This window comes from Achromobacter sp. Root170 (genome assembly GCF_001428165.1).
In the GTDB taxonomy this organism is placed as follows: domain Bacteria; phylum Pseudomonadota; class Gammaproteobacteria; order Burkholderiales; family Burkholderiaceae_B; genus Achromobacter; species Achromobacter mucicolens.
Genome location: NZ_LMHN01000001.1, coordinates 511285 through 538269 on the forward strand (window position 1 = coordinate 511285; position 26985 = coordinate 538269).

24 protein-coding genes are annotated in these 26985 nt (G+C 66.4%); 21 read left to right on the forward strand and 3 right to left on the reverse strand.

What is annotated here, in order from left to right:
• The first annotated feature begins 7 nt into the window (after positions 1–7).
• The 11 genes from cheA (at position 8) to flhF (ending at position 15764) form a co-directional block, all read left to right on the forward strand.
• Complete coding sequence (gene cheA / locus ASD87_RS02275; protein WP_056316571.1) at positions 8–2167, forward strand: chemotaxis protein CheA; 2160 nt, start codon at positions 8–10, stop codon at positions 2165–2167.
• Between the two features lie 16 nt (positions 2168–2183).
• Positions 2184–2684, forward strand: a complete 501-nt coding sequence (gene cheW / locus ASD87_RS02280) for a chemotaxis protein CheW (protein WP_056316575.1) — start codon at positions 2184–2186, stop codon at positions 2682–2684.
• Positions 2685–2777: 93 nt separating this feature from the next.
• Entirely contained in the window at positions 2778–4481 is a 1704-nt protein-coding gene (locus ASD87_RS02285; RefSeq protein ID WP_056318666.1) for a methyl-accepting chemotaxis protein, read from the forward strand.
• An 8-nt stretch (positions 4482–4489) separates the two neighbouring features.
• Positions 4490–5344 carry a CheR family methyltransferase gene (locus ASD87_RS02290; protein WP_056316578.1) on the forward strand — a complete coding sequence of 285 codons (855 nt, stop codon included), beginning with the start codon at positions 4490–4492 and terminating at the stop codon, positions 5342–5344.
• A 22-nt stretch (positions 5345–5366) separates the two neighbouring features.
• Entirely contained in the window at positions 5367–6425 is a 1059-nt protein-coding gene (locus tag ASD87_RS02295; RefSeq protein WP_056316581.1) for a chemotaxis response regulator protein-glutamate methylesterase, read from the forward strand.
• A 51-nt stretch (positions 6426–6476) separates the two neighbouring features.
• Positions 6477–6866, forward strand: coding sequence for a chemotaxis response regulator CheY (cheY, locus tag ASD87_RS02300; protein ID WP_056316584.1), 390 nt, complete (start codon positions 6477–6479; stop codon positions 6864–6866).
• A gap of 8 nt (positions 6867–6874) precedes the next feature.
• The gene (cheZ, locus tag ASD87_RS02305) at positions 6875–7507 is read left to right on the forward strand and encodes a protein phosphatase CheZ (RefSeq protein WP_056316587.1); all 633 of its coding nucleotides are present in this window, start codon (positions 6875–6877) and stop codon (positions 7505–7507) included.
• A 237-nt stretch (positions 7508–7744) separates the two neighbouring features.
• Positions 7745–9295, forward strand: a complete 1551-nt coding sequence (locus ASD87_RS02310) for a methyl-accepting chemotaxis protein (protein WP_235512592.1) — start codon at positions 7745–7747, stop codon at positions 9293–9295.
• A gap of 161 nt (positions 9296–9456) precedes the next feature.
• Complete coding sequence (gene flhB, locus ASD87_RS02315; RefSeq protein WP_056316590.1) at positions 9457–10611, forward strand: flagellar biosynthesis protein FlhB; 1155 nt, start codon at positions 9457–9459, stop codon at positions 10609–10611.
• Positions 10612–10614: 3 nt separating this feature from the next.
• Complete coding sequence (gene flhA / locus ASD87_RS02320; protein ID WP_056316595.1) at positions 10615–12735, forward strand: flagellar biosynthesis protein FlhA; 2121 nt, start codon at positions 10615–10617, stop codon at positions 12733–12735.
• Positions 12732–15764, forward strand: a complete 3033-nt coding sequence (gene flhF, locus ASD87_RS02325; RefSeq protein WP_056316598.1) for a flagellar biosynthesis protein FlhF — start codon at positions 12732–12734, stop codon at positions 15762–15764. Before flhA ends, flhF begins: the two co-directional genes overlap by 4 nt.
• A gap of 81 nt (positions 15765–15845) precedes the next feature.
• On the opposite strand, the gene ASD87_RS02330 is transcribed toward flhF, so the two are convergent.
• From ASD87_RS02330 to flgA, 3 genes are all read right to left on the reverse strand, one after another.
• The gene (locus ASD87_RS02330; RefSeq protein WP_056316600.1) at positions 15846–16319 is read right to left on the reverse strand and encodes a flagella synthesis protein FlgN; all 474 of its coding nucleotides are present in this window, start codon (positions 16317–16319) and stop codon (positions 15846–15848) included.
• Positions 16320–16350: 31 nt separating this feature from the next.
• Positions 16351–16644, reverse strand: coding sequence for a flagellar biosynthesis anti-sigma factor FlgM (gene flgM / locus ASD87_RS02335; RefSeq protein WP_056316603.1), 294 nt, complete (start codon positions 16642–16644; stop codon positions 16351–16353).
• 127 nt (positions 16645–16771) lie between these two features.
• On the reverse strand, positions 16772–17485 hold the full coding sequence (gene flgA, locus ASD87_RS02340; protein ID WP_056318671.1) for a flagellar basal body P-ring formation chaperone FlgA: 714 nt from the start codon (positions 17483–17485) through the stop codon (positions 16772–16774).
• A gap of 178 nt (positions 17486–17663) precedes the next feature.
• On the opposite strand from flgA, the gene flgB reads away from it, so the two are divergent.
• The 10 genes from flgB (at position 17664) to flgK (ending at position 26977) form a co-directional block, all read left to right on the forward strand.
• A complete protein-coding gene (gene flgB / locus ASD87_RS02345; RefSeq protein WP_056316606.1) occupies positions 17664–18071 on the forward strand; it encodes a flagellar basal body rod protein FlgB in 408 nt (135 codons plus the stop codon).
• Between the two features lie 22 nt (positions 18072–18093).
• Positions 18094–18513 (forward strand): flagellar basal body rod protein FlgC, encoded by a 420-nt coding sequence (gene flgC, locus ASD87_RS02350; RefSeq protein WP_056316609.1) that lies wholly within the window; start codon positions 18094–18096, stop codon positions 18511–18513.
• Between the two features lie 20 nt (positions 18514–18533).
• Positions 18534–19232, forward strand: coding sequence for a flagellar hook capping FlgD N-terminal domain-containing protein (locus tag ASD87_RS02355; protein ID WP_056316612.1), 699 nt, complete (start codon positions 18534–18536; stop codon positions 19230–19232).
• Positions 19233–19301: 69 nt separating this feature from the next.
• Entirely contained in the window at positions 19302–20768 is a 1467-nt protein-coding gene (locus ASD87_RS02360) for a flagellar hook-basal body complex protein (protein WP_056316614.1), read from the forward strand.
• Between the two features lie 47 nt (positions 20769–20815).
• Positions 20816–21580, forward strand: coding sequence for a flagellar basal body rod protein FlgF (locus ASD87_RS02365; protein ID WP_056316617.1), 765 nt, complete (start codon positions 20816–20818; stop codon positions 21578–21580).
• Positions 21581–21632: 52 nt separating this feature from the next.
• Positions 21633–22418 (forward strand): flagellar basal-body rod protein FlgG, encoded by a 786-nt coding sequence (gene flgG / locus ASD87_RS02370; protein ID WP_056316620.1) that lies wholly within the window; start codon positions 21633–21635, stop codon positions 22416–22418.
• The gene (locus tag ASD87_RS02375; protein ID WP_056316623.1) at positions 22418–23107 is read left to right on the forward strand and encodes a flagellar basal body L-ring protein FlgH; all 690 of its coding nucleotides are present in this window, start codon (positions 22418–22420) and stop codon (positions 23105–23107) included. Before flgG ends, ASD87_RS02375 begins: the two co-directional genes overlap by 1 nt.
• 3 nt (positions 23108–23110) lie before the next feature.
• Positions 23111–24247, forward strand: coding sequence for a flagellar basal body P-ring protein FlgI (locus ASD87_RS02380; protein WP_056316626.1), 1137 nt, complete (start codon positions 23111–23113; stop codon positions 24245–24247).
• Between the two features lie 5 nt (positions 24248–24252).
• The gene (gene flgJ / locus ASD87_RS02385) at positions 24253–25230 is read left to right on the forward strand and encodes a flagellar assembly peptidoglycan hydrolase FlgJ (RefSeq protein WP_056316629.1); all 978 of its coding nucleotides are present in this window, start codon (positions 24253–24255) and stop codon (positions 25228–25230) included.
• Between the two features lie 73 nt (positions 25231–25303).
• Positions 25304–26977: a flagellar hook-associated protein FlgK gene (gene flgK, locus ASD87_RS02390; protein ID WP_056316633.1), complete on the forward strand. Its 1674-nt coding sequence runs from the start codon at positions 25304–25306 to the stop codon at positions 26975–26977.
• The last annotated feature ends 8 nt before the right edge of the window (positions 26978–26985 follow it).

The window sequence follows — 26985 nt, forward strand, 5'->3', positions numbered from 1 at the left end:
ACGGGTCATGAGTTCTGGTTTGGACCTCAGTCAGTTTTACGAGACCTTTTTCGACGAGGCGGACGAACTGCTTGCGCAGATGGAGCAGCTGTTGCTCGAGCTCGATGTGGGCTCGCCCGACATCGAGCAGCTCAACGCCATTTTTCGCGCGGCGCATTCGATCAAGGGTGGTGCGGCGACGTTCGGCTGTTTCAACCAGCTGGCGGGCACGACCCATCTGCTTGAGAACCTTCTGGACGCGATCCGGCGTGGCGAAATGGCGCTGCGCACGGACATGATTGATATTTTCTTGGAAACGAAAGACGTGCTCAAAAGCCAACTGGACGCCTATCGGGCCTCCGAAGAGCCCGATGACGCCGTGTTTGAGCGTATTTGCGCCGTATTGAGGCAGCTTGCGCTGGAGCATAAGGATCCTGCCGCAGCCGCTGCTGCACCCGCGCCCGCTGCGCCGGCCGCCGCGCCGGCTCCGGCGCCCGCCCCAGTGCAGCAGGCGCCCCAGCCCGCGCCGGCCGCGCCCGCCGAGCCGGCGGCTCCGGCCGCGGCGTCCGGTTCGCAGGATGGCCTGCCGCTGCGCGTGCGCATCACCAAGGTGTCGGACAAGGACGCCGCGTCCCTGCTCGAAGAGATGGGCAACCTGGGCAACGTCAAGGCAAGCGAACGCGCCAACGGCGTGCTGACGGTGTGGGTGGACAGCACCTGCACGCCGGAAGACATCGAGGCCGTGTGCTGCTTCATCGTCGACGGCGACCAACTGAGCATCGCTCGTGAAGCCGCGCCGGCAGGCGGCGATGCCGCACCGGCGGCCGCCGAAGCGGCGCCCGCCGCGCCCGTAGCGCAGCCGGCCCCCGCCGCAGCGCCGGTCGTGGCCGAAGCGCCGGAAGCGCACGCCGCAGAACCCGCCGCCGCTGAAGCCGGCGCCCCGGCTGCCCGCGCCGCGCGTCCCGCTGCGTCCGCTGCCGCGCACGCCGACAAGGAATCGACTTCGATCCGCGTCGGCGTTGAGAAGGTCGACCAGGTGATCAACCTGGTGGGCGAACTGGTCATCACGCAGGCCATGCTGGCGCAGACCGCCTCCACGCTGGATCCGGTGCTGCACGATCGCCTGCTGAACGGCATGGAGCAGCTCGAGCGCAACGCGCGCGATCTGCAGGAAGCCGTCATGTCTATCCGCATGATGCCGATGGATTACGTGTTCAGCCGCTTCCCGCGCCTGGTGCGCGACATTGCCGGCAAGATGGGCAAGCAGATCGAACTGCAGACCTACGGCCGCGCGACCGAGCTGGACAAGAGCCTGATCGAACGCATCATCGACCCGCTGACCCACCTGGTGCGCAACAGCCTGGACCACGGCATCGAAACGCCTGAAAAGCGGATCGCCGCGGGCAAGGACCCGGTTGGCCAACTGGTGCTGTCCGCGCAACACAACGGCGGCAACATCGTCATCGAAGTCAGCGACGACGGTGGCGGCCTGAACCGCGAGAAGATCCTGAAGAAGGCCATGGCGCAGGGCCTGGCCGTCAACGAGAATTCGCCCGACGACGAAATCTGGCAGCTGATTTTCGCGCCCGGCTTCTCCACCGCCGAGAAGGTCACGGACATCTCCGGCCGCGGCGTGGGCATGGATGTGGTGCGCCGGAACATCCAGGACATGGGCGGCCACGTGCAGCTGTCGTGCGAGCCGGGCCACGGCACCACGACGCGTATCGTGCTGCCGCTGACGCTGGCCATTCTGGACGGCATGTCGGTGCGCGTGGGTGAAGAGACCTTCATCCTGCCGCTGAACCACGTTACCGAATCGCTGCAGCCCACCAATGACCAGATCTACTCGGTCGCCGGCAACGAACGCGTCATGCATGTGCGTGGCGAATACCTGCCGCTGGTCGAGATGCACCGGGTGTTCTCGGTGGGCGAAGCCCAGACCGATCCCACCCAGGCGATCGCCGTCATCATGCAGGCCGAGGACCGCCGCTTTGCGCTGCTGGTCGATCACCTGATCGGGCAGCACCAGGTCGTGGTGAAGAATCTGGAATCGAATTACCGCAAGGTCCCGGGCATTTCCGCCGCCACCATTCTTGGCGATGGCAGCGTGGCCCTGATTGTCGACGTATTTGCGCTCGCGCGCGCCAACCGGGAACGCTGGTCGCAGCCCGAAGCCGTTCTGAATTGATGGAGCTCTAAAAATCATGGCAGCCAAACCGCAAGCGCAAGCCGCGCGCAATGAAGATGTCGGCAGCGAATTCCTGGTCTTCACGCTGGGCGACGAAGAATACGGCATCGACATCCTGAAGGTGCAGGAGATCCGCGGCTACGACGCCGACACGGTCACCCGTATCGCGAATGTCCCGCCCTTCATCAAGGGCGTGACGAACCTGCGCGGCATCATCGTGCCGATCGTCGACCTGCGCATCAAGTTCAACCTGGGCCGCGTCGAATACAACGAGCAAACCGTCGTCATCATCCTGAACCTTGACCGCCGTGTCGTGGGCATCGTGGTGGACGGCGTGTCGGACGTGCTGATGCTGAACGCCGGCCAGGTTCGTCCGGCGCCCGAGTTCGGCGCCACGCTGTCGACCGAGTACCTGACCGGTCTGGGCACCGTGGACGAGCGGATGCTGATCCTGGTGGACATTGAAAAGCTGATGACCAGCGACGAAATGGCGCTGGTGGAGAAGGTCGCCTCCTGATCGGAGTTCGGCCGGAATGCGGGGTAAAGGCGCCATATTGATCGCGATGTGGCGCTTTCCTTTAACGATTGCAGTCAAGGGATGGTTCTTGTGATGCGCAAGTTTTTCGCGAACATGACGATACGCAGCAGCCTGTTGTGGGTGCTGGCGTTCTTCTCATTCATGTTGGTGATCGGTGCCGCGCTGGGCGTGCTTTCTTTGCGCATCAGCAACGGGACGCTGGCCGAAATCAAGCAATCGCAGGAATTGGACGACGCCGTCAGCCGCGTCGTGTCCAGCTACAAGGACACCCTGAACGGCCTGGGCCGTGCCGCGTCCTCCAACTATGCGGACATCGTGCGCAGCATCGGCCAGCCGACCTTGTTGGCGCAGGGGCTGTCCAGCGAGGCCGCAGGCCTCTTGGAGCGGGCCAAGGCGTCGCAGAACAAGGGCCAGGCCGAGTTCGATTTCTACAAGACCCTGCCGCGTCCCGCCGAGGCGGCCGAGGCGCTCAAGGAAATCGACGATTCTTACACGGCCCTCTTGCAGCAAGGCATCACGCCGCTGATCGGCGCGCTGGAAAAGGCCGACATGCCGGCCTACCAGACGCAGATCCAGAAAGTGCAGGACGCGCTGGAAGGCCGCTTTGCACGCGCGGTTGAAGGCTTCGATTTCTGGCGCGCCAGCAAGATGATGGACGCATTTGAAGTTGCACAGGTGCGCTACCGGTTCGTGCTGATGGCGGTGAGCGCCGGCGGCATCATCGCCGCGCTGCTGGTCTTTGCCACCTATGTCTTCCTTCGCCGCCGCGTGCTGCAGCCGCTCAAGGAAGCCGGCCATCATTTCGACCGCATCGCCAGCGGCGACCTGACCGCCCGCGTCGAGGTCAGCAACACGAATGAAATCGGCCAGCTGTTTGCGGCGCTCAAGCGCATGCAGGAAAGCCTGACGCGCACGGTGGCTTCGGTGCGCCGTGGCGTGGACGAAATCAACGTGGGCTCGCACGAGATCGCCGCAGGCAACACGGATCTGTCCAGCCGGACGGAGCAGCAGGCTGCCTCGCTGGAAGAGACCGCTGCCTCGATGGAAGAACTGGCCTCGACCGTCAAGCAGAACGCGGACAACGCCCGTCAGGCCAACCAGCTTGCGGCCAGCGCGTCGGACGTGGCCGAGCGCGGCGGCGCGGCGGTGTCGGAAGTGGTGCACACCATGGAAGGCATCTCTGCCAGCTCGCGCAAGATATCCGAAATTGTGTCGGTGATTGACGGCATCGCGTTCCAGACCAACATCCTGGCGCTGAACGCGGCGGTGGAAGCGGCCCGCGCGGGTGAGCAGGGCAAAGGCTTTGCGGTGGTGGCGGGCGAAGTGCGCTCGCTGGCCCAGCGCAGCGCGCAGGCGGCCAAGGAAATCAAGGGCCTGATCGAGGACTCCGTGACCAAGGTGGGCGCCGGTTCTCAGCAGGTCGAACGCGCCGGTTCCACGATGCAGGAAATCGTGGCGTCGGTGAAACGCGTGACGGACATCATGGGCGAGATTTCTGCGGCGTCCGAAGAGCAGTCCAGCGGCATCGACCAGGTGAACCGCGCGGTGTCGCAGATGGATGAAGTGACGCAGCAGAACGCGGCGCTGGTGGAAGAGGCCGCGGCCGCCGCCGGCTCGCTGCAGGAGCAGGCCCAACGCCTGGCCGAAGCAGTGGCCGTATTCAAGATCAACACGGGCGAGGTCATCGAAGTGCCGGCGCATCGGCTGTCTTCGGTGCACGCCACCTATGACGACGCCCGTCTGCATGCGCCCGATGCGCCTGCACTGGGACGCTGAGGATACGCGTGGCAACTTCGGCGAATACGGCGCCGTCCATTCCGGTGGACCGCCAGTTTGATTTTCGGGACGCGGACTTTTCCCGCGTCCGCAAGATGATCCACGCGCGGGCCGGCATTTCGCTGGGCACGCACAAGCGCGAGATGGTCTACAGCCGCCTCGCGCGCCGCCTGCGTGCGCTGGGCGGGCAGGATTTCGCCAGCTATCTGGATAGCCTGGAGAACGAGCCTGACTCGGCGGAGTGGGAAGATTTCATCAACGCGCTCACGACGAACCTGACCGCGTTTTTCCGCGAATCGCATCACTTTCCCATCCTTGCCGACTTCGCGAAGAAGCGCGGCGGGCCGGTTTCGGTCTGGTGCTGCGCGGCCTCGACGGGCGAAGAACCTTACTCGATCGCCATCACGCTTACCGAGGCCCTGGGGCCGCGGGGCGCGGGTTCCACCGTGCTGGCTACCGACATCGACACCAACGTGCTGCAGCGCGCGCGCACTGGCGTCTATCCGAACGAGCGCGTCGCGAAGATGGAGACCGAGCGCCTGCGCCGGTTTTTCCTGAAGGGCCGCGGCGCGAACGAAGGGCACGTGCGGGTGCGCCCCGAGATCGCCGAGATGGTGCGCTACGAGACGCTGAACCTGTTGTCGCCCTCGTGGGGGATCACCGAGAAGTTCGACGTGATCTTCTGCCGCAACATCATGATCTATTTCGACAAGCCGACGCAGGCCAAGATCCTGGAGCGGTTTGTGCCGCTCATGAAGCCGGGCGGCCTACTGTTTGCCGGCCATTCCGAGAACTTCACGTACATCAGCCGCGATTTCCGTCTGCGCGGGCAGACGGTCTACGAATGCGCAAATAAGGCCTGACCGGGCCAGGGCAGCAAACAAGATGAAGAAAATTAGCGTTTTGTGTGTGGATGACTCCGCGCTGGTGCGTGGCCTGATGACCGAGATCATCAACAGCCAGCCGGATATGGAAGTGGTTGCGACCGCGCCCGATCCGCTGGTCGCCCGCGAGCTCATCAAGCGCCACAACCCTGACGTGCTGACGCTGGACGTGGAAATGCCCCGCATGGACGGGCTGGATTTCCTGGAAAAGCTGATGCGCCTTCGCCCCATGCCGGTGGTGATGGTGTCGTCGCTGACTGAGCGTGGCGGCGAAATCACGCTGCGCGCGCTGGAATTGGGCGCGATTGACTTCGTGACCAAGCCCAAGCTGGGCATCCGCGACGGGCTGCTTGAATACACGGAACTCATCGCCGACAAGATCCGCGCCGCGTCGCGCGCCAAGCTGCGCGCCCCGACGCCCCATACGGCGCAGGCCGCGCCGGCGCCCATGCTGCGCCGTCCGCTGTCCAGCTCGGAAAAGCTCGTGATCGTCGGCGCATCCACTGGCGGCACCGAGGCCATCCGCGAAGTCCTGCAGCCGTTGCCGCCGGACAGCCCCGCGATCCTGATCACGCAGCACATGCCGGCCGGCTTCACTCGGTCGTTCGCGCAGCGCCTGGACGCGCTATGCGCCGTGACCGTGCGCGAGGCCGTGCATGGCGAGCGCGTGCTGCCCGGTCACGTGTACCTGGCCCCGGGCGGCGAGATGCACATGCGCCTGGGCCGCAGCGGCGCCAACTATGTCATCGAGCTGGAAGCCAGCGAACCGGTCAATCGCCACCGTCCGTCCGTGGACGTGCTGTTCAACTCCGCGGCCGTCGCGGCGGGCAAGAACGCCATCGGCGTGATCCTGACGGGCATGGGCAAGGATGGCGCCACCGGCATGCTGGCCATGCACCGGGCGGGCGCGCACACGATCGCGCAGGACGAAGCAAGCTGCGTGGTATTCGGCATGCCTCGCGAGGCCATCGCTATCGGGGCTGCAAGTGAAGTGGTGCCGTTGTCGGCGATGAGCGAACGCATTCTGACTCGCCTGGGCGACCGTGGGCACCGCGTTTAACGCGGACTGACGCCACGATCGATCTCAAGCAAATTTTTTCTGGAGTGAAAGATGGTAGACAAGGGCCTGAAGATTCTGGTGGTGGATGACTTCCCCACCATGCGGCGGATCATCCGCAACCTGCTCAAGGAGCTGGGTTTCGAAAACGTGGATGAGGCAGAGGACGGCGCCATTGGCCTGGAGAAGCTGCGCAATGGCGGCTTCCAGTTCGTGGTGTCCGACTGGAACATGCCGAACCTGGACGGCCTGGAGATGCTCAAGCAGATCCGCGCCGACGCGTCGCTGGCATCGCTGCCGGTGCTGATGGTGACGGCGGAAGCCAAGAAGGAAAACATCGTTGCCGCCGCACAGGCGGGCGCCAACGGTTACGTGGTCAAGCCTTTCACCGCGGCGACGCTGGAGGAAAAGCTGAACAAGATCTTCGAAAAGATTGGCGGCTGAGGTGTGCGATGAGCTCAACGGAAACAGTTGACCCGACAGAGTCGCCCGACCTGATCCATCGGATCGCCTCGCTGACGCGCATGTTGCGCGACAGCATGCGTGAGCTGGGGCTGGACCAGGCGATCAAGGATGCCGCCAACGCGATTCCCGACGCCCGCGACCGCTTGCGGTACGTGGCGCAGATGACCGAGCAGGCCGCCAACCGCGTGCTCAACGCCACGGAACAGGCCGGTCCGATCCAGGACAACATGGCCCGTTCGGCGCAGGCATTGGATAGCCGCTGGCAAGAATGGTACGACCAGCCGCTGGAAATGCCGCAAGCGCGCGAACTGGTGAAGGACACGCGTGCCTTCCTGGCCGACGTGCCCAAGCAGACGCAGCAGACGCAGTCCAAGCTCATGGAAATCATCATGGCGCAGGATTTCCAGGACCTTACGGGCCAGGTCATCATGCGGATGATGGACGTGGTGGGCGCCATCGAACGCGAACTGCTGCAGGTGCTGCTGGACAACGTGCCGCAAGAGCGCCGCGACGAAGCCAACAGCCTGCTCAACGGCCCACAGATCAACCCGCAGGGCAAGACCGACGTGGTCACCAGCCAGGATCAGGTCGACGACCTGCTGGCCAGCCTGGGCTTCTGAGCCCGCGGCCCGCGATGTCCGCCGGCGGCGGAAAGACGGCGTCTTTCCGCCCGCATGCGCCGGCTTCGTGCGCGTGTCCCTCCTTCTCATGACGTATTCCCTAAGGGCGCAAACGCCTGCTGGCCGATAGACTCCTGCCAACAATAATCGGGGCCTTGCAGCGCGAGACAAGGCGCGCCCAGCGCGCCAGACCACGGATGCCCAAAGCAGGCGGTCCGGGTCAGGGAGAGGAGGTTCATGATGGCCAGATCCGTATTCCGCTTGGGCGGCATGTGGGGATTGTTGCGTCGGCTCAACCGCGGCGACGCGGTGCTGTCCGAGCGCCCCTTGTCCTTCAGTCCGGCCGCCTGGCCGCTCTACCGGTTCCTGTCGCAGATCCGGCTTCGGATCATGACCGTGCGCCAATCCAGCATCGAGATCGCGCTGAACGCGGCGCGCACGCAATTCCAGGCGGGACGCTGTTCACTGCTCGCGCGCGAGCAGGCGAGGGCGGCCGAGGCCCTGGCCGCCAGCGGGGCGCAGATCGCCGATCTGTCTGCGTCGACCTCCACCCACGCCCGCGACATTGCCGCGGTGTCGGGCCAGAACCTGCAGGCGGCGCGGCAGGCGCTGGCCGAGCTGACCGAGGTCAAGACGCGCGTGGACCGCATGACGCATGAGATGGCCGCCTTCACCGAAGTGGTGGGGCAACTGGCGGCGCGCGCGCAGTCGGTGGGCGACATCAGCAAGACAATCAAGGGCATTGCGCTGCAGACGCAGCTGCTTGCCTTGAACGCTGGCGTGGAGGCCGCCCGGGCCGGGGACGCGGGCCGCGGCTTCGCGGTGGTCGCCAGCGAGGTCGGCCGGCTGGCCGAGCGCGTCAACACGGCCACCAGCGACATCGGCCGCCACACGACGCAGATGCTCGACCTGGTGGGTGCGACGCAACGCCAGACGGGCACGTTGCGCGAGGACGTGAACGCCTCGGGCGCTGTGCTTGACCGGACCTCACGCGGCTTCGAGCGTTTCGTGCGTGACTTCGACAGCATGAACCGGCAGGTGAGCGACGTGGTCCAGGCCATCGGCGAGGTCGATGCCACCAACCACGGCATGAGCGAGGAGGTCGGGCGCATCGCGGCCTTGAGCGCGGACGTGCTGGAGCGGGTGGGCAGCATGTCGGGCGAGATCGACCGCATCCGGCGGCAGACGGAGAGCGTGCAGGAAGTGCTGGCCGACATGCGCACGGGTGGCACCGCGTTCGACAGCCTGTCGGAATCGCTGGAGGCGTTTGCCGGTGCGGCAGCTGGTCTGCTGCAGGATGCCCGGCGGCGCGGCGTGGACGTGTTCGACCGCCACTACCAGCGCATTGCCGGCAGCGAGCCGCCGCGTTATCACACGGCTTACGACCGCGCGATCGACGAGCCGCTCACGCGGCTGCTCGACAGCGTGCTGGAGGCCGTGCCGGGCGCCATCTATACGATTCTGGTGGATGACCGGGGCTACGCGCCCGCCCACAACAGCCGGTTCTCGCTGGCGCCGACCGGCGATCCGAAGATCGACATCGCGCGGGTGCGCAACAAGCGCATCTTCGACGACCCCGTGGGCGCCCGGCTGGCCGCCAACACCGGCGCGCAGCTGTTCCAGACGTATTCCCGCGACACCGGCGAGATCGTCAACGACATTTCCCTGCCCATTTATCTGGGGCCGGAACACTGGGGCGCCGTGCGCATCGGGCTGGATTACGCTCGCTTTCAGGCCATCCTGGACGGCCACGCCGCCAGCGGCCGGATGGCCCAGGCGGCGGGCTGAGGCGGCTGCTCCCGGGGGGCTGGCCGGCAGCCGGCGGCGCATCTGGGAATAGCGCCGCTTTCCCCCCTTTTCTTGGCATATCGCCATCCCCCGGCGCCTCCTAGAATCTCGGCGGGCGGCTTGCATTCCCACGTCAGCGAGCCGCAACAATCCCGTAGAGCATGTCCGAAGAAAGCGACCTCGAGAAAACCGAAGCCGCCTCTCCCAGGCGCCTGGAAAAGGCGCGCGAGGAGGGGCAGATTGCGCGTTCCCGGGAACTGGGCACGTTCATGATGCTGGCGGTGGGCGTTGCGGCGATCTGGGCGGGCGGAGGATCGCTGTACCAGGGCCTGACCGGCGTGCTGCGCAGCGGGCTGGCGTTCGATCAGCGCGTCGCGCTGGATCCGGGGGTGATGGTCGAGCAGGCGGTGAGCGGCTTCGGTCACGCGCTGATGGTGCTGTTACCGATCTTTGGGCTGCTGGCGGTGGTGGCGGTGCTGTCCAGCGTCGTGCTGGGCGGCCTGGTCATTTCGACCAAGCCCTTGCAGCCCAATTTCTCCAAGCTCAGCCCGCTGGCGGGCTTGAAGCGCATGTTCTCGTCGCAGACGGTGGTGGAGCTGATCAAGGCGCTGGCCAAGGCCATGCTGGTCGGCGGCGTGGCCGTCTGGGTCATCTGGCGCTATCACGACGACATGTTGGGGCTGATGCACGTGGCGCCGTCGGCCGCGCTGACCAAGGCGCTCAGCCTGGTGGCGATGTGCTGCGCCTTCATCGTGGCCTCGCTCCTCATCATCGTTTTGCTGGACGTGCCCTGGCAGATCTGGAGCCATTTGAAGAAGCTGCGGATGTCCAAGGAGGACGTGCGCCAGGAACACAAGGAAAGCGAAGGCGATCCGCACGTCAAGGCGCGTATCCGGCAGCAGCAGCGCCAGGCCGCCCGCCGCCGCATGATGTCCGAGGTGCCCAAGGCCGACGTCGTCGTGACGAACCCGACGCACTACGCAGTGGCGCTGAAGTACGACGAATCGAAGGGCGGCGCGCCGCGCGTGCTGGCCAAGGGCACGGGCCTGATCGCCGCGAAGATCCGCGAACTGGCCGCCGAGAACAAGATTCCCACATTGGAAGCGCCGCCGCTGGCGCGCGCATTGCATCAACACGTCGAGCTGGGACAAGAAATCCCGGCCGAGCTGTATACCGCGGTGGCGGAAGTGCTGGCATGGGTATTCCAGCTACGATCCTGGCGCTCGGGCTGGGGGCATGAACCGATGGCCCCCACGAAACTGAACGTGCCAGCCGAACTGGACCCGCAGGCAAAAACCGCAGCACAAGGAGTTTAAGGAATGAGCGCACTGCTCACCATGTTGAAGAGTAACGGCGGCACGCACGCGCGGCTGCTGGCGGGTCCCATCCTGATCGTGATGGTGCTGGGCATGATGGTGCTGCCCCTGCCCACGTTCCTCCTGGACCTGCTGTTCACCTTCAACATCGCGTTGTCCGTGATGATCCTGCTGGTGGCCATGTTCACGCGCAAGCCGCTGGATTTTGCCGCGTTCCCGGCCGTGCTGCTGTTTGCGACGCTGCTGCGCCTGTCGCTGAACGTCGCGTCCACGCGCGTCGTGCTGCTGCATGGTCACACGGGTCCGGACGCCGCGGGCAAGGTGATCGAGGCCTTCGGCCACTTCCTGGTGGGCGGCAACTTCGCGGTCGGGATCATCGTCTTCGTCATCCTGACCATCATCAACTTCATCGTCATCACCAAGGGTGCGGGCCGTATCGCCGAAGTCGGTGCGCGCTTCACCCTGGACGCCATGCCCGGCAAGCAGATGGCGATCGACGCGGACCTGAACGCCGGCCTGATCGGCGAGGACGAGGCGCGCAAGCGCCGCGCGGAAGTGTCGCAGGAGTCGGACTTCTTCGGCTCGATGGACGGCGCCAGCAAGTTCGTGCGCGGCGACGCCATCGCCGGCCTGCTCATCATGGCGATCAACGTCATCGGCGGCCTGGTCGTGGGCGTGGCGCAACACGACATGTCCATGGGCGAAGCCGGCCGCGTCTACACGCTGCTGACCATCGGTGACGGCCTCGTGGCCCAGATCCCGGCGCTGGTGATCTCCACCGCCGCCGGCGTGGTCGTGTCGCGCGTGTCGACGGACCAGGATATCGGCCAGCAGATCATCAGCCAGCTGTTCTCGAACCCGAGCGTGCTGTTCCTGACCGCCGGCATCATCGGCATCATGGGCCTCATCCCCAACATGCCCCACATCGCCTTCCTGACCCTGGCCGGCGCGCTGGGCTGGGGCGGCTGGGCATTGCTCAAACGCAAGCAGGCCGCCGCGGTGGCGGCCGAAGAGATACCGCCGCAGGCGATCACCCAGGCGCAGGCCGCGGCCGCCGAGGCAAGCTGGGAAGACGTGTCGATGGTGGACCAACTGGGGCTGGAGGTCGGCTACCGCCTGATCCCGCTGGTGGACCACGCCCAGAACGGCGAGCTGCTGCACCGCATCCGCAGCCTGCGCAAGAAGTTTGCGCAGGACGTGGGCTTTCTGCCGCCGGTCGTGCACATCCGCGACAACCTGGAACTCAAGCCCAACGATTACCGCATCCTGCTGTCGGGTGTGGAAGTGGGCAACGGCGTGGCGATGCCCGGCCAGTGGCTGGCCATCGACCCGGGCGGCGTGACCATGCAGATCAAGGGCACCCCGACGACCGATCCGGCGTTCGGCCTGCCGGCGCTGTGGATCGACAGTTCGCTGCGCGACCAGGCCCAGGTGGCCGGCTATACGGTGGTGGATGCGGGCACGGTCGTGGCCACCCACCTGAATCACCTGATGCACCGCCACGGTTCGAACCTGCTGGGCCGCCAGGAAGTGCAGCAGCTGCTGGATCGCATCGGCCGCGACGCGCCCAAGCTGGTCGAGGACCTGGTGCCCAAGACGCTGTCGCTGACCGCGTTGCAGAAGGTGCTGCAGGGCCTGCTGTCCGAAGAAGTGCCGATCCGCGACATGCGCACCATCATCGACACGCTGTCCGAGCACGGTCCGCGTCTGGCGGCGCTGGCTGCCGGTTCGGGTGGCCAGCCCGACATCAACGAGCTGATCGCGCTGACGCGCCGCGCGCTGGGCCGCGCCATCACGCAGCAGTGGTTCCCGGGCGAGGGCGAGCTGCGCGTGATCGGGCTGGATGTGAAGCTGGAACGCGTGCTGTCGCAGGCCATGACGACCAGCGGCGGCCTGGAGCCGGGTCTGGCCGACACGCTGCTGCGCGAGGCGCAGGCGGCGGTCGAACGGCAGGAATCGCAGGGCAATGCGCCGGTGCTGCTGGTGTCGCCGGTGTTGCGCGCGCCGCTGTCGCGCTTCCTGCGCCATCATCTGCCGCAGTTGGGCGTCTTGTCGAATACGGAAATTCCCGATGAGCGCATCGTCCGCGTGACGGCGCTGATCGGCGGGAGCAATGGGCAATGAAGATCAGCCGCTTTTACGGGGCAAACACCCGTGACGTGATGCGCCAGGTGCGCGAGGCCTTGGGGCCGGACGCGTTGATCGTGTCGAACCGCAGCGTCGAGGGCGGCATCGAGGTGCTGGCCACCGTTGATGGCGCGTTCGACGATGCGCCGCCACCGCAGACGCCGCCGCGCGAGGCGCCGGCTCAGGCGCAGTCCGCGCCGCAGCGCCCGCCCGCTGCACCGTCGTTCGGCGCGCCTGCCGGGATGGAGCGGCCGCAAGGGGCGCCGGCCAACATGCCGGCCATGCCGCCCGCCATGTCGCCTGCCATGTCGCCGGCCAGCTATGCGGCGCCGGCGCGGTCCATTGCTGCCTACCAGTCCGCTTATGCGGCGTCCGCGCAGCCTGCGTCGGAATCGTTGGCGTCGCCGATGGACTTCGCGCCGGCTTCTTCGATACCGGATTCGGCAACGGCTGCGCCCGCCGCCGCCGTGCCGGTCGGGTCTCAGCCGGTCGGGTCTCAGCACGCCGCGCCTCAGCAGGTCGCGCCTCAGCCGGCCGCACCTCAGCCGGCAGCGCCCATCCGCGTCGAGTTGCCGCCGCTTGCGCCGATCCGTCCTTCGGCCGCCGCAGCCCCCGTGCCCGCGCCGGCCGCTCGCATGACGCCGGAACACGCCATGCCCGAGCGCATGGCCGCGTCCGTCGCGCCGGCGGCTGCCGCAATGGCCGCCGCGCCCGCGACCGCCTACCACGCGCCGCGCGGTTACGCCGCGGCGCCCGTCACACCTGCGCAGCCGCCCGCCATGCCGCCGGCCGCGTCGCCCCTGTCCGCCGCGCCACCGGCCTCCTTGTCCGCCGCACCTTCCATGGGCCGCATGCCGGACGCGCCGGTCCGCCCGCCGCAGGGTTTGCCGCCCGCGCCGCTGGCTGCCGATACCGCCGCCGGTCTGCAAGATGCCATCAGCGCGTTGCGCGGAGCGCTCGAAACCCGCATGGACGGCCTGCTGTGGGGCGGACGTCAGGGTCCGGGGCGGGAGCCGGCTGCCGCCGCGCTATTCCGCAGCCTGCTGGATGCGGGGTTCAGCACCAAACTGGTCCGCACGCTGGTCGAACGCCTGCCGCAAGGCCTCTCCGCCGAGGCGGCGCAGAGCTGGGCGCGCAATGAACTGGTGACGCACCTGCCGGTGGTGCGTTCCGAAGACGAATTTCTGGCCGGTGGCGTGTACGCGCTGGTCGGCCCCACCGGCGTGGGCAAGACCACCACGTTGGCCAAGCTGGCCGCGCGTTGCGTGGCCCGCGAGGGACGCGAGCAGGTCGCCATGCTGACGACCGACCTGTTCCGGATCGGCGCGCTGGAGCAATTGCAGATCTACGGCCGCCTGATGGGCGTGCCCGCGCATTCGGTGCGCGATGCCGGCGAGCTGCGCCGCATCCTGGCCGAGCTGGGCAACCGCAAGATCGTCCTGATCGACACGACCGGCATCAGCCAGCGCGACCGCCTGGTGGCCGAGCAGGCGTCGATGCTGTGCAACGCGGGCAAGCCGGTGCGCCGGCTGCTGGTGCTCAATGCCGCCAGCCAGGGCGACACGCTGGACGAAGTCGCGCACGCCTACCGCAATGGCGTCGGCGAGGACGTCGCCGGCTGCATCATCACCAAGCTGGACGAAGCCACGCGCTTGGGCGCGGCGCTGGACACCGCCATCCGCCACCGCTTGCCGATCCATTACATGTCCGTCGGCCAGAAAGTGCCCGAGCACATGGAGCTGGCGCGCGCAGACGTGCTGATCGACCGCGCGTTCTCGATGGTGGAACGCGCCCGCGCGCTGTACACCCCGAGCGAGGCCGATCTGGCGTCGCTGGTGTCGTCGTCGCGCGAGCCGGACGCCGTGGATCCGGCGCGCCGCCGTCAGCTGCTGGCCTCGGCGATCCTGCCGCAACAGGCGGGCGCGGGGTCGATCGCCGCGGCGCAGAGCCTGGACGACACGATTTCGTGGCTGGACAACGACCCGGCGTGCCTGCAGGCGCGCACCGCCTGGCGTGAATACGTCAGCGACGGCGCCGGTTCGAGCCTGGCCGCGCTGGGCGACGAGCCGTTGTCGATGGCGCGCCGTGAATTCTCCGCCGCCTGCACCCGCAACCTGCTCGTGATGCACGGCAAGACCGCCATGAAGGGCGAAGCCTTGCCTGGCGGCGCGCTGCTGGGCGCACTTCTGATGAGCGATCGCGGCGCTGCGCTTGCCGCGCCCGCGCAGCAACTGGTGCTGCCGCACGGCATGCTGAGTTCGTTTGCGCCTGCCGCGCCGGCGCAGCCGGATCCGGCGCTGGCGCTGCAATCGCGCGTGGCATGGCTGGGCGAGCGCCTGCAGTCCGTGCCGCTGGTCCACATGCTGGAAGCGGGCACGGTTGCGCTGTGGCAACCCTTCTCCGAGCAGGGCGTGTCTTGGGTGGCCCGTTGCCCGGGCGGCCTGCGCGTGATCCAGGACGAGTGCCCGACCAACCTGAATGCCGTCGGCAAGAGCGTGGGCTATCTGCCCGTGGGCCAGCCTGGCGACATGCCGGGTCTGCGGGTGACGGCGGCCGGCAAGACCGTGCCGCTGGCGCTGTGGGCGTCGGGCACCGAAGTCGTGCTGCCGGGCAAGGGGCAGGGCGCCAGCGTGCGCCTCATCTGCGCGCGGCTGATCGACACCGTGACCGGCGAGGTCGCGGGCCAGTTGTTCGGCGCCACCAACCTGCCGGCCTCGCAGGCCGACGCCGCGACGATCGCGCGCTGGCTGGTCCTGCAAGACGAGGCCAAGGCCGCGTTCCGCTACATGGCCAATGCGTGGCAAGCGCTGCCCGCGGTCGACGGCGCCCACACGCTGGCGCGCCAGTCGCTGATGGCCGGTCAGCTGGGCGCCGCCTGCTGGCAACTGGCCCATTCGCCAGCGGCCGACGTCGTGCGCGGCCCGCTGTCGGGCATCGTGGGCACCGAACGCAAGCTGTCCGGCAAGATGCTGCCGGTGGCGCTGCTGAAGATGTTTGCGCTGCTGGAGATGACGGGCGGGGCGTGAAGCCGCGCCCGGCGACCGGGCGGCCGCAAACAAAAAAACGGCGTGCCAGGCACGCCGTTTTCTATTGGGAGGCTGGAGCGTTCAGCTCGCCACGATCGGCCGGCGGCCCGGTGCGCTGCGGGCGCCGCGGCCTTGCGCGTCATAGGTCGAGGCACTGCCGACGCCGACGTTGCGCAGGGCGTCCAGCGACTGCTGGGTATAGCGCAGGTGCACGTCGATCAGGGCGCCATTGCGCATGTTGATTTCGCTGGCGGAGGCCGACTTGGACAGGAGCGCCTGCCAGACGCCGGAGAGCTGCGGATACTGCGCTGCGGCCTGTTCAGTGCCGACGTGGCCGGTGGGCAGTCCGATTTCGGTGAGCAGGGTGTCGCGGGTCTGGCTCAGGTCGACCAATTGCTGCGCGATGCCGCGCTTGCGCTCGGTGATCTGGTTCAGCGCCTCGACGCTGCCCTGGCTGACCAGGACCTCGGTTTCTTCCTCGAGAATCGAGGAGAACTCGGAGATCAGGGTGTCTTCCTGCTTCATGCAGGATTGCAGGGAATCGACGAGGCTCATGACAGACGGCTCTATATAAAGAAAGGGCAGGCTATTTCAGAAGGTCGCGGGCGCTGGCGATCAGGCTGTCGGCGATGCGGCCGGTGTCGATCTTGAGCTGCCCGGATGCGATCGCGGCGCGGATGGCGGCAACGCGCTCGACGTTGATGTCGTTCGAGCCGTCTTGCAGGGCCAGCATCTTGCGCGACGCCGAACTCAGCGCGACTTGCGAGCTGCTCGAGCCGGTGGCGCTGCCGGCGCCATAGGCCTGGCTGACCGCGGACTCGGCGCGTGCACCGACGGCGTCGGCCGCCAGGGGCCGGTTGGTGGTCGAATTGATTTTCAAGGTTTTCTCCGCAGGGCGTCCTGGGTCGGTTTGCGACGGATCCGCCTACTTATGTCTCTGTAACGACAAGGGGCGAAGGAACTTTAGGGTATATACACACCCGCCGCAACGCGATTTGTAACATTATCTAGAGCTGTATTTCCACCAGGGTGGCGTTTCGGACGATACCGCTGACCACTTGACCGCCCGCCGTCTTGACCTGGACCACCGCGCCGGGCGGGGCGTTTTCCAGGGCTTCGCCCTCGCTGCTGACCGTGAAACCCTTGCCTCGCGCGTTGATGCGCACGTTGGTGCCGCGCTGCACCGACTGGGCGTTGCGCAGCGAGGAGCTGCGGATGGGCTGGCCGGCGTTGATGCGGAACGCGGCGGTCATGCCGGCCACCGCCTGCGGGTCGGTGATGGCGCCGGGGGGCAGGGCGACCAGATCGCCGTCGCGGGCGTCCAGGTCTGCCGGGGTCAGGGCCTGGCCGGCAGCAATCAGGCGCGAGGCCACGTAATAGTGGCCGGCCACGCTGACGGTCGCCTGCACGTAGGCGGTCCAGCCTTTGGCCGCATTGCAGCGCACGCCGACGGTCATGCGCGAGCGCAGCTTCATGCCGGAAGGCAGAAACGGGGACAAGGTGTCGCAGGGCGCCAGCCGGTCGGTGCGCGGCGGATCAATGGCAATGGACGCCTGGCCGGGCAGGGAGGCCAGCTGCTCCTGCAGATAGGTCTGGGCCGCCATGACGATCGCTTCCGGCGCCTGGGTGGCCGCCGCCTGGGCCTGGGCGGCGCCCGCCGAGGCCAGAAGCAGGACAGCCAGGCCTGCGCGCGCGTGAAGGAGTCGTGCGGAGATTTTCATGATGGATGAATTGTAGAAGTGGGCGGCTTTCGGCAATACGTGAATTGGATGAGAAATGACGGGTTATTTGGCTGATTGTGTTACCAGTCCGGCCCCTATCATGCCGTCATCCAATGGGATAACGGTGTGTCCGGTGTCCCTCGCTTTATCTGATTTGCAACGTATTCAAGGCGCCACGATGCTCGACAGGCTCAACGAAGATTTCCGGTTCTACCAGCAGGCTCTGGCACTGCGCGCGCAGCGCCAGGAAGTGCTTTCCTCGAACATCGCCAACGCCGACACGCCCAACTACAAGGCGCGCGACATCGACTTCAAGGCGGCGATGCAAGCCGCCATCGAAGGCACGATGCGCCTGCCCGACACGTCGCTCAAGCTGACCTCCGCCCGCCACATTCCGGCCAAGGCCGTGTCGCAGGGCCCGACGGATCTGCTGTACCGCCTGCCGTACCAGCCCAGCATGGACGGCAACACGGTGGACATGGACATCGAGCGCGTGCAGTTCGCCGACAACACGCTGCATTACCAGAGCACGATGCAGCTCATCTCCAACCGCATCCGCGGGCTGCAGACCGCCATTCAGGATTGATCTTTAAAGGGAGCAACAGGCAATGTCCTTGTTGAGCATTTTCGATATCGCCGGCTCGGCGCTGAGCGCGCAGTCGCAGCGCATGAACGTGGCGGCCAGCAACATGGCCAACGCCGACAGCGTGGTGGGCCCGGACGGCCAGCCGTACCGTGCGCGCCAGGTCGTGTTCCAGGTCAACCCCGCCGCGGGTCAGGCGCTGGGCCAGGAGATCGGCGGCGTGCGCGTGGCCGGCGTGGTCCAGGACCAGTCGCCCCTCAAGCAGGTCTACGACCCGAAGCATCCCCTGGCCGACGCCCAGGGCTACGTCAGCATGCCCAACGTCGATCCGGTGGCCGAAACGGTCAACATGATCGCGGCATCGCGGTCCTACCAGGCCAACGTCGAAGTGCTCAACACCGCCAAGGCGTTGATGCAGAAGACGCTCACCATCGGCCAGTCCTAATTTCCAGCCAGAGTGTATCCATGACCACCGTCGATCAAACCACGAGCACCACGGCCATGGGCCTGGCGCAAACCGGCGCCAACAGCGCGAGCACCGCGCAGGGCCTGCAGGACCAGTTCCTGAAGCTGCTGGTCACGCAGCTCAAGAACCAGGATCCGCTGAACCCGATGCAGAACGCGGAGCTGACGTCGCAACTGGCGCAGATCTCCACGGTGGAAGGCATCACCAACCTGAAGAACACCATGCTGGCCATCAGCGGCCAGATCGACGTGTCCCAGTCGATGAACGCCGTGTCGATGATCGGCAAGGGCGTCCTGATCCCGGGCACGAAGGTCAAGGTCGGCGTGGACAGCGCCAATCCGGCGGACCGCGTGGTCACGCCCTACGGCCTGGACCTGCAGGGCGATGCCGCCAAGGTGCAGGTTCGCATTTCCGATTCGAACGGCGCGGTGGTTCGCACCATCGAGCTGGGCGAACAGAAGACCGGCGTGTACACGCTGGAATGGGACGGCAAGAACGACGCCGGGGTGGCGCTGGAAGCGGGCGCCTACAACGTGTCCGTGCTGGCCACCGACGCGGAAGGCGCGAAGGTGAATACGGAAGTGCTGAGCTACGGCAACGTCAAGAGCGTGGCGTACTCGACCAACGGCCTGCGACTGGATCTTGGCCTGGACGGCCAGACCAGCATGCTGGACGTGCGCAAGGTGATCGGCGCCTGAACGGGCGGATATGAATCGGTGCCGGCGCACGGGCGACGGCTTTTCCACTAAAGATTAGCGAGAGTAAACATGGGCTTCGGACAAGGATTGAGCGGCTTGAACGCCGCTGCGCAGAACCTGGACGTCATCGGCAACAACATCGCCAACTCGGGCACCGTCGGCTTCAAGTCGGCGACCGCATCGTTCGCTGACGTGTACGCCAGCTCCCGCGTGGGCCTGGGCGTCAAGGTCGCGGCCATCAACCAGCGCTTCACCGTGGGTGCGGTGACGGGCGGCGGCGGCGAATACGACATCGCCATCGACGGCGCCAAGGGCATGTTCCGCGTGACCGACCAGAGCGGCTCGGTCATGTACACGCGCAACGGCGAATTCCTCGTCGACAAGAACAACTTCATCGTGAACGCCCAAGGCTACCGCCTGACCGGCTACCCCGCGGGCGCGATCGGCGCGAACCCGGTTGAACTGCAACTGCCGACCGCGAACGTGGCGCCGCAGGCCACCAGCACCGCCACCACCGTGGCCAACCTGGACGCCAACGCCAAGGTCATCTACCAGGTCGACACCGTGACGTCGCCGGCCGTCCCCGGCTCGGTCACGCTGGGCGGCACCGCCTACACGTTCACCAAGGCCGCCGGCGGCGCGCTGACGTGGACCCCGGCCAACCCGCCCGCCAACACGTACGGCACGGCGCCCAACACCGTCACGATCGACGGCACGGGTCAGGTTACCGCTGGCGCGCTGGAAGACATCCCCGGCTTCGTGGACTACACCGCCGCCGTCACGGAAATCGGCAAGCCGTTCGATCCGAAGATCTCCAGCACCTACACGAACGCCTCGCCCATGACGGTGTTCGACTCCCTGGGCAACTCGCACCAGGTCATGCAGTACTTCGTCAAGCGTGAAGCCACGGCCGGCACCAGCGTGTACGACGTGTACTACACGATGGACGGCCAGGCCATGGCGCCCACGACGGAAGCCGGCGGCGTGTGGGGCAACCCCCAGCAGTTCACGTTCAACAACGCCGGCACGCTGACCAGCGCGCCGATCGTGAACCTGACGTTCGCCCAGCCTGGCGGCACCGCCACCCCGGCCGATCCGCTGAACATCGCGGTCAACTACACCGGCACGACGCAATACGGCAGCAACTACAAGCTGGTCGCCAAGCCCGACGGCTATACGTCCGGCGAATTCAGCGGCATCAACATCAGCAGCGACGGCAGCCTGGTCGCCAGCTACACCAACGGCGAAACCCAGGTTGTCGGCACGCTGGTCCTGGCCGACTTCTCGAACCTGCAGGGCCTGCAGCCCGTGGGCAACAACGCCTGGAAGGAAACGGCGGCCTCCGGCCAGCCGATCCTGGGCCAGCCCGGCACCAACAGCATGTCGACGGTGGTGGGCCAGGCAACGGAAGCGTCCAACGTGGACATGAGCCGCGAACTGGTCAACATGATCATTGCCCAGCGCACCTACCAGGCCAATTCGCAGACCATCAAGACCCAGGACGAAATCATGCAAGTCCTGATGAACCTGAAGTAATGCCCGCTGGGCAAGTGACGACACCGACGATACCCACGGAATAGGCAATGGATCGAATCATCTACACCGCCATGAATGGCGCAGCGCGGATCACGGAGCATCAGGCCGCGCTCTCCAACAACATGGCCAACGTGAACACGACGGGCTTTCGCGAGCAGATCGCGCTGTACCGTTCGGTTCCGGTGACGGACGGGGTGAGCCTGCCTACGCGTGTTTCGACGGTGGCGTCCACGCCCGGCAACAGCTTTCAGATGGGCACCATGCAGACCACGGGCCGCGACCTGGACGTGGCGCTGTCCAGCGAAGCCGGCTGGATCGCGGTGCAGACCCCGCAGGGCGAAGCCTATACGCGCGCCGGCAGCCTGCAGGTGGGCATCAACGGCCTGTTGCAGACGTCGCTGGGCCAGCCGGTCCTGTCGGACCAGGGCGGTCCCATCGACGTACCCGACCAGGCCGCGCTGACCATTACGTCCGACGGCACGATCACGGCGCTGGGCGCCGGCGACGCGCCGAACAACATCCTGAACCTGGGCCGGCTCAAGCTCGTCAATCCGGACAACAAGCAGCTGGTGCACGGCGACGACGGTGTCTTCCGCATGGCGCCGGTCAATGGCCAGCCCGCGCCGCCGCTGCCTGCCGATCCCGGCCTGCGCCTGTTGTCGGGCGTGCTGGAAGGCAGCAACACCAATCCGATGGCGTCGATGGTGGGCATGATCGAAAACGCCCGCCGCTTCGAGCAGCAGATGCAGGTGATTCAGCAGTCGGACCGCAATGCGGAACGCGCCAACGGTATTTTGTCCGTAAGCGCCTGATTTAAATAAACATTTTGTTCGCGGCCAAGCCGCGGCACCGGAGTTTCTCATCATGATGCGTTCGCTGTGGATCGCCAAGACGGGCCTGGAAGGTCAGCAGACCTCCATGGACGTGATTTCCAACAACTTGGCCAACGTCTCCACCAATGGGTTCAAGCGCGGCCGTGCCGTGTTCCAGGACCTGATGTACCAGACGCTGCGCCAGCCCGGCGCCCAGGTGGGCGACGCCACGCAACTGCCGTCCGGCTTGCAGCTGGGCACCGGTGCACGCGTGGCCGCGACCGAGCGCATCCACTCGACCGGCAACCTGAACAACACGGGCAGCGAAATGGACGTGGCCATCAACGGCCGCGGCTTCCTGCCGGTGGAACTGCCCGACGGCACGCAGGCCTACACCCGTGACGGCGCCCTGCAGCGCGACCAGAACGGCCAGCTCGTGACCGTCAGCGGCTACGTCATCCAGCCGCCGATCAACGTGCCGGACAACGCGCTGTCCATCACCATCGGCAACGACGGCATGGTGTCGGTGACGCAACCCGGCGCGGCCGGCGTGAACGTGCAGATCGGCCAGTTGCAGATCGCCACCTTCATCAACCCGACCGGCCTGCAAAGCATTGGCGAAAACCTGTACCTGGAAACCGACTCGTCGGGCCCGGCGAACCTGCTTCAGCCCGGTGTGGACGGCGCGGGCTCGATCATGCAAAAGTATGTCGAGACCTCCAACGTCAACGTCGCCGAGGAACTGGTCAACATGATCACGACGCAACGCGCCTACGAAATGAACAGCAAGGCCGTCAAGACGTCGGACGAAATGCTGGCCCGCCTGACCCAACTGTGATGCCCATGTCTGTCCTGCGCCTGGTATTTGCGTCTGCGCTGGCTCTGCTGGCGGCTGGCTGCGCCATCATCCCGCCCGAGCCCATCGTGACCGGGCCGACGACGGCGGCGCCGCCGCCGCCGCCGATGCCGATGGCGCAGCCCACGGGCTCGATCTACCAGCCCACGACGTACGGCAATTACCCGTTGTTCGAAGACCGTCGGCCGCGCAATGTGGGCGACATCGTCACCATCGTCTTGAACGAGCGCACCAATGCGTCCAAGAACGTGGCGACGAACACCAACCGCACCGGCTCGGCCACCCTGGGCATCGCCGCCGCGCCGTCCTTCATGGACAGCTGGGCGAACGCCAACCTGAACACGGAAGCCAACGGCGGCAACGTGTCGCAGGGCAAGGGCGACAGTAGCGCCAACAATGCCTTCACCGGCACCATCACCACCACGGTGGTGGGCGTGATGTCCAACGGCAACCTGCAGGTTGCCGGCGAAAAGCAGATCGCCATCAACCGCGGCAGCGAATACGTGCGCTTTGCCGGCGTGGTCGATCCGCGCTCCATCACGGGCACGAACACCGTGTCGTCCACGCAAGTGGCCGATGCGCGCATCGAATACCGCAGCAAGGGCGTCATGGACGAAGTTCAGACCATGGGCTGGCTGCAACGCTTCTTCCTGATCGCCTCGCCGTTCTAAATCATGAAACAACCGACTCCGATATCCACCTTGCTGTCCCTGTTGGCGCGGGTGTGCGTGGCCGTCGGCCTGGCCGCGGGCGCCGGCGCGGCGCACGCCGAACGGCTCAAGGATCTGGCAAGCATCCAGGGTGTGCGCGGCAACCAGCTGATCGGCTACGGCCTGGTCGTGGGCCTGGATGGCAGCGGCGACCAGGTGCGCCAGACGCCGTTCACGCAGCAGAGCCTGACGAACATGCTGTCGCAGCTGGGCATCACGGTGCCCGCCGGCAGCAACATGCAGTTGAAGAACGTGGCGGCCGTCATGGTCACGACCACCTTGCCAGCGTTTGCGCGGCCCGGCCAGACGCTGGACGTGGTGGTGTCCTCGATGGGCAACGCCAAGAGCCTGCGCGGCGGCACGCTGCTGATGACGCCGCTCAAGGGCGCGGACAGCCAGGTCTACGCCATTGCTCAGGGCAACATCCTGGTCGGCGGCGCGGGCGCCTCCGCGGGCGGCTCCAGCGTGCAGATCAACCAGCTGAACGGCGGCCGCATCAGCGCGGGCGCCATCGTCGAGCGCGGCGTGCCCACCACGTTCACGCGCGACGGCTACGTGCATGTCGAACTGAACAACACCGACTTCGGCACGGCGCAGAACGTGGCCACCGCCCTGAACCGCAGGTTCGGGCAGGGCACGGCCACCGCGCTGGACGGCCGCGTGATCCAGGTGCGCACGCCCATGGAGCAGGGCTCGCAAGCCCGCTTCCTGTCGCAGATGGAAGACCTGCAGGTCACCCGCGCGCCCACGGTCGCCAAAGTCATCATCAACGCCCGCACGGGATCGGTCGTCATGAACCGCACGGTCATGATCGAAGAGGCCGCCGTCGCGCACGGCAACCTGTCGGTCATCATCAACCGCCAGAACGAAGTGGTCCAGCCGGACACGCCGTTCACGCAAGGCCAGACGGTGGTGGTGCCCAATACCCAGATCGAAGTGCGCCAGGACAACGGTTCGCTGCAGCGCGTCAGCACCAGCGCCAACCTGGCCGACGTGGTCAAGGGCCTGAACGCCCTGGGCGCCACGCCGCAGGACCTGCTGGCCATCCTGCAGGCGATGAAGAGCGCGGGCGCGCTGCGCGCCGAACTTGAAATCATCTGACGGACATGGCTTACACCAACGACGCGGCAGGCGCCAGCACCCGGCAGGACTCGGTCTTCGACATGGGCCGCCTGTCGGACCTGAAGCGCGACGTCAAGAAAGACCCCGCCGGCACCGAGCAGCAAAAACAGGTCGCCAAGCAGTTCGAGGCGCTGTTCCTGCAGATGATGGTCAAGCGCATGCGCGAGGCCACGCCGAAAGAGGGGCTGTTCGACTCCCAGCAGACGCAGATGCTGCAATCCATGGCGGATGAGCAGCTGGCGCTGCACCTGGCCTCGCCCGGCATCGGCCTGTCGCAGGCCATCCTGGCGCAGATGCAGCAGGGCACGCCCGGCGAGATGTCCGACGAAGCGATCAAGCGCATCGGGCAGGGCGGTGACCTGGACTTCCAGACGGGCGGATCGCGTGAAGTCTCCGCCTTGCTGAACGTGATGCGCAACAACCGGCCCGTCGACCGCGCGCTGGCCGCGGCGGAAGGCGCGCCCGGGCATGTGGTCGATTTTGTGTCCAAGATGTCGCGCGCGGCCAACCTGGCGTCGCAGCAAAGCGGCGTGCCGGCCCGCCTCATCATGGGTCAGGCGGCCCTGGAATCCGGCTGGGGCAAGCGCGAGATCAAGCACGCCGACGGCAGCACCAGCTTCAACCTGTTCGGCATCAAGGCCGGTCCAAGCTGGAAGGGCAAGGTCGTCAATGTGCTGACCACCGAATACGAAGACGGCGTCGCCCGCAAGGTGACGCAGCCGTTCCGGGCCTACGCGTCGTACGAGGAATCCTTCGCCGACTACGCCCGCCTGATCGGCAACAGCCCGCGCTACGAAAGCGTGACGACGGCCCGCAACGAGATCGAGGCGGCGCGCCGGATCCAGGACGCCGGTTACGCGACGGACCCGCGTTACGCCCAGAAGCTCATCGGCATCATGGGCCAGCTGCGTGGCGCGGCATCCAACGTGGAAAATTCGCGCCGGATGCTGGAAGGACTCTAAATTTGGGTGAGCTCCTGCCGTAAACGGGGTATCCAGAGATAACAGCTGCGGTTACATACGGGGCATTGTCAGCATGAATTTGTACAAAACGGCACTGGGCGGGTTGAACGCGGCGCAAGCGGGCTTGGCGACCACCGGCCACAACATCAACAATGCCACCACGGTCGGCTACAACCGCCAGCGCGTCATGACCTCGACCGCGGGCGCCCAGGCGACCGCCAACGGCTACATCGGCCGCGGCGTCCAGGTCGACACCGTCGTTCGCAGCTACGACAGCTTCCTGTACAAGCAGCTCGTCGGCGCGAACGGCAGCGGCGCCCAGCTCCAGGCGCAGCTCGACCAGGTCTCGCAGATCAACAACCTGTTCTCCGACCGCACCGTGGGCATCGCCCCGGGTCTGACCAATTTCTTCACCAGCATGAACACGGTGGCCAGCAAGCCGGCGGATCCCGCCGCGCGCGCCGACCTGCTCGGCCAGGCCAACAGCCTGACGACGCAGATCCGCTCGGCCTACTCGGAAATGCAGAAGCAGCGTGAAGGCCTGAACTCGCAGATCAGCACCACGGTCGACCAGGTCAACAGCTACCTGACCCGCATCGACGACCTGAACCAGCAGATCTCGCTGGCGGCCGGCAAGGCCGGCGGCAGCCCCCCCAACGACCTGCTCGACCAGCGCGACCAGGCCGTCATGGAACTGAACCAGCTCATCGGCATCACGACCTACGAGCAGGGCGACAAGATCAGCATCTCGCTCACGAAGGGCGGGCAGTCGCTGCTGTCGGGCAACACCCTCTACCCGCTGCAGGCCGTGCCGTCCGCGTCGGACGCGGGCCGCACGGTCATCGCCTACACGCTGCCCGCGGGCACCGGCAAGACCATCGCGGTCGAGATGAACGACACGGAAATCTCCGGCGGCAAGCTGGGCGGCCTGTTGCAGTTCCGCGCCTCGTCGCTGGACGTCATGCAGAACCAGCTTGGCCAAATGGCCGTCGGCCTGGCGCTGTCGTTCAACGAGCAGCACAAGCAGGGTCTGGACCAGGGCGGCAATCCGGGCACGGACTTCTTCAGTATCGGTTCGCCGCAGAGCGTGCCCAATACGGCGAACAAGAGCAACGCGCAGATCTCGGGCGAATTCACCGACCTGGCAAACGTCAATGCCAAGGACTACGAGATCTCGTTCGACGGCACCAATTACCAGGTCGTGCGCATGCCGGAAGGCTCGCAGGTCTACAACGGCCCGGCCACCGGCACGCCGCCCACCGCCACGCTGAATCTCGAAAGCGAGATGGGCGTGACGCTGACCATCAATGCGCCGCCCCAGGCCGGCGACAAGTGGTCGCTGTCGCCCACGCGTAACGCGGCCCGCGACATCAACGTGCTGATCACCGATCCCGACAAGGTTGCCGCGGCGGACCTGGATGGCGGCGACGCCAACGGCAAGAACGCCTTGAAGCTGGCGCAGCTGCAGACCAGCAAGGTGCTGAGCCACGGCACGATGAGCATCAACGACATGTTTGCGCAGGTCGTGAACACGGTCGGCGTGCAGACGCAGCAGATCAAGACGGCCGCCACGGCGCAGGTCAACCTGATCAAGCAGACGACGGCCGCGCAGCAGGCGGTGTCGGGCGTGAACCTGAACGAAGAATACGTAAGCCTGTCGCTGTACCAGGAGCAATACCAGGCCAGCGCCCGCATCATCGATGTGGCGAGCACCATTTTTGACACGCTGTTGGGCCTGCGCGGCTGATCAGAACG